Origin of the sequence: Candidatus Electronema sp. TJ (genome assembly GCF_048287355.1) — a bacterium.
Classification (GTDB): Bacteria; Desulfobacterota; Desulfobulbia; order Desulfobulbales; family Desulfobulbaceae; genus Electronema.
In genome coordinates this window covers 8199-11557 of sequence record NZ_JBLWEP010000064.1, presented here as the reverse complement: position 1 = coordinate 11557, position 3359 = coordinate 8199, and the positions used below count along the sequence as shown (strand labels likewise).

Annotated in this window: 3 protein-coding genes; all 3 read left to right on the top strand. The window is 58.1% G+C overall.

The annotated features are described in order from the left end of the window. Nucleotides 1-207 (top strand): hypothetical protein (locus tag ACNKID_RS06395; protein ID WP_417912603.1); only part of this gene is annotated, 207 nt, incomplete at its 5' end. Further along, nucleotides 191-1090 carry a UTP--glucose-1-phosphate uridylyltransferase GalU gene (galU, locus tag ACNKID_RS06390; RefSeq protein ID WP_417912602.1) on the top strand — a complete coding sequence of 300 codons (900 nt, stop codon included), beginning with the start codon at nucleotides 191-193 and terminating at the stop codon, nucleotides 1088-1090. The genes ACNKID_RS06395 and galU, both read left to right, overlap by 17 nt. Nucleotides 1091-1118: 28 nt before the next feature. Then, nucleotides 1119-3353 carry a replication restart helicase PriA gene (priA, locus tag ACNKID_RS06385; protein ID WP_417912601.1) on the top strand — a complete coding sequence of 745 codons (2235 nt, stop codon included), beginning with the start codon at nucleotides 1119-1121 and terminating at the stop codon, nucleotides 3351-3353. Nucleotides 3354-3359 lie beyond the last annotated feature (6 nt).

The window sequence follows — 3359 nt, the reverse complement described above, 5'->3', positions numbered from 1 at the left end:
AGCAAAGCGGTTCCGCAGCGCATGACGCAGCGTTCCGCCTGGCTGCAATTCCTGCAAGAGTTCAAAACAGAGCAGTCCTCAAGAAGCAGTGACAACCCAATTTGTTGCAGGTCGCAACTTGGGCTGTTGTATAATAAAATCGAAGCGGCGGCTCAAGTCCGCCGCATTTCCTCCCATCCAACAGAGCAAGATGAAAAAAGTCCGTAAGGCCGTCATTCCAGTAGCTGGTCTTGGCACCCGTTTTCTGCCCGCCACCAAGGCCATTCCCAAGGAAATGCTGACCATCATTGACCGTCCCACGATTCAGTATATCGTGGAGGAGGTGGTGGCCTCCGGCATCGAGGAAGTCATTCTCATCACCTCAGACGGAAAATCGGCGATTGAGAAGCATTTTGACTATGATTATGAGCTGGACAACGTCCTTAAGCAGAAAAACAAGCAGGAGCTGCTGGCCGAACTGAACCACATCTCCAACCTGATTGACGTGGTTTCCGTGCGCCAGAAAAAGCCGCTCGGCTTGGGTCATGCTGTTAAGATGGCCCGAAAGGTAGTTGGTGACGAACCTTTTCTGGTGCTGCTTGGCGACGACCTGGTGCGCAGCGAAACACCCTGCTGCCGCCAGATGCTGGATCTTTATGAGCAGGTTGGCGAGTCCATTGTCGCTATCCAGCGGGTGCCGATGGAGCAGACGCGCAATTACGGCATCATCGAGGGGGAAGCCACAGGGCATGAGCGCACCTACAAGATCAGCAGGATGGTTGAAAAACCTGCGCCCGGTGTGTCTGATTCCAATATGGCGATCATTGGCCGCTATTTGCTGATGCCGGAGATTTTTGAAATTCTTGAAAACACCACGCCCGGCCACGGCGGCGAGATTCAGCTGACGGACGCGCTGCAAGCGCTCTCCAACCGTCGCGGCATGTATGCTTATGAATTTCAGGGCCGCCGCTACGATGCGGGCGACAAGCTCGGTTATCTGAAAGCGATTGTGGATGTGGCCATGAGTCATCCAACGCTGGGCGAGGCTTTCAAACAGCATCTGAAGGATGTCTGCCCCTGCGGCCCCAGCCCCAAAAAAATATCCTGCTGATCCCGTCCAAGCGGCGGCGTTTTCCCGCATGAAACTGCATGAAATCGCTGTCGCCGCGCCGGTGCCCGGCAGCCTGACCTACAGCTGTCCTGTCGCGTTGCCCATCGGCACCCGGGTGCAGGTGCTGTTAGGCAATCGCCTTGTCACCGGCTATGTGCTGGCGCAGCTGCCGGAAGACGAAGAGCTGCCCGCCGCAATCAAAATCAAGGCGGTCGCCGACTGCCTTGATGCACATCCCGTCTTTCCTGCCCAGCTTGTCCCCTTCTTCCGTTGGATGGCGGCTTATTACCATCATCCGCTTGGCGAAGTCATCCGCACTGCCTTGCCTGCCGGGCTGTCCGGCAGTTTCAGCGGCGCGGCGGCCAAAGCCAAGACGGAACCTGTTGTTCGGCTCTGTGCACCGCTGTCTGATCAGCCTGCCGCCGTGTTGAAAAAATCTGAGCAGAAAACTTTGGAGTTGTTTTATCAGCACTGCGGCGGCAGGCAAGTCATGCCGCGTCGGGAGCTGACCAAACTTTATGCCGGAGCAGGCAAGGCGTTGACAAGCTTGGCGGCAGCGGGCTTGGTCATGCTGGAAGAACGGCATGTCTATCGCGATCCCTTTGGCGATCTGCTGCCTTTTTCGGATCGTCCAGCGGAATTGACAGCAGAGCAGGCAGCAGCGGTCAGCAGCATCACAGCCGCAATTGATACAGGCGCGTTTCAGACGTTCCTCCTTCATGGTGTGACCGGCAGCGGCAAAACCGAGGTTTATCTGCGGGCGGCGGAGCATTGTCTGGCGCAAAAAAAAAATGTGCTGGTCTTGGTGCCGGAGCTGGCCTTGGCCGCGCAGATGGAAGGACAGTTTTACTCCCGCTTCGGCGAGCAGCTGGCCGTGCTGCACAGCGGTTTAGCTGACGGCGAGAGGTTTGATCAATGGCAGCGGATTTTGAGGGGGGAAGCGAAAATCGCAGTTGGAGCGCGGTCAGCGGTTTTCGCCCCCTTTGCCGAACTGGGCTTGGTCATTGTTGATGAGGAGCACGAAGCGACCTATAAACAAGACGACCGCCTGCGTTACAATGGCCGAGACATGGCTGTGCTGCGGGCACGGTTCGCCTCTTGTCCGGTGCTGCTTGGCTCGGCCACGCCTTCGGTCGGCAGCCTGTATCAGGCCGAACAGGGTAAATACCGCCTGCTGACCTTGCCCAAGCGCATCGGCGGCCAAGTGCTGCCGCAGGTGGAGCTGGTTGATCTGAGCAAAGAAAAACGCAGCCAGAAGGATTGGTTCTTCTCCAACCGTCTGTTGGCTGCGCTGAAGGAAAATCTGGCTGCTGGCCTGCAAAGTCTGCTCTTTGTCAACCGCCGGGGCTACGCCGCCTTCATGCTCTGCCGGGATTGCGGCGCAGTGGTGCGCTGCCACAACTGCCGGGTTTCTCTGACCTTGCACAGGGGCCGCAATCAGCTGCTCTGTCATTACTGCGGCTACTCGCTCAGGCCGGACATCATCTGCCCGGACTGCGGCTCCGGCGATGTGGTCGGTCTTGGTCTTGGCTCGGAGCGGGTGGAGGCGGAAGTGCGGCGGCTTTTTCCGCAAGCCAGAGTCGCCCGCTTGGACAGCGACGCAATCACAACCCGGCGGGCACAGCTCAACCTGCTGCGGCAAGTGCGTGAGCACGAGATTGATATTCTGATCGGCACGCAGATGGCGGCCAAAGGGCTGCATTTTCCCAAAGTGACACTGGTCGGGGTGGTCTGGGCGGACAGCGGCCTCAGCCTGCCTGACTGCAAGGCGGCGGAGCGCACCTTTCAGCTTCTGGCGCAGGTGACAGGCAGGGCAGGGCGGGGCGAGCGGGCGGGCAAGGTCATTATTCAGACCCATCAGCCAAGCCATTATGTGCTGACAGCAGCCTACGCCCATGATTGCCGGGCCGTGTATGAACAGGAAATCGCTCTGCGCTCCCTGCTTGGCTACCCGCCTTTCGGTCGGCTGATCAACCTCCGCTTCAGCGGGCCTGATGAAAAGCAGGTGGAAAATGCGGCTAAATCAGCAGCGGCTTTGCTGCGGATGTGTCTGGCTAAGGACTGTCTGGCTGCGGATATCCTTGGCCCGGCTCCGGCTCCGCTTTCGTTACTCAAAAACCGTTTCCGCTGGCAGCTCCTGCTGAAAGGAGCGCAACCGGAAATTCTGCATTGGCTTTGTGATCAGCTGCTGCGGGAAAAAGATAAAATCTGCGGGAAAAAAGTGCGGCTCGCGGTCGACGTGGATCCGGAGAACATGATGTGAAAAAAA

Coding starts and splice junctions, on each gene's coding strand:
- galU (WP_417912602.1), top strand. CDS start 191: ATGAAAAAAGTCCGTAAGGCCGTCATTCCAGTAGCTGGTCTTGGCACC.
- priA (WP_417912601.1), top strand. CDS start 1,119: ATGAAACTGCATGAAATCGCTGTCGCCGCGCCGGTGCCCGGCAGCCTG.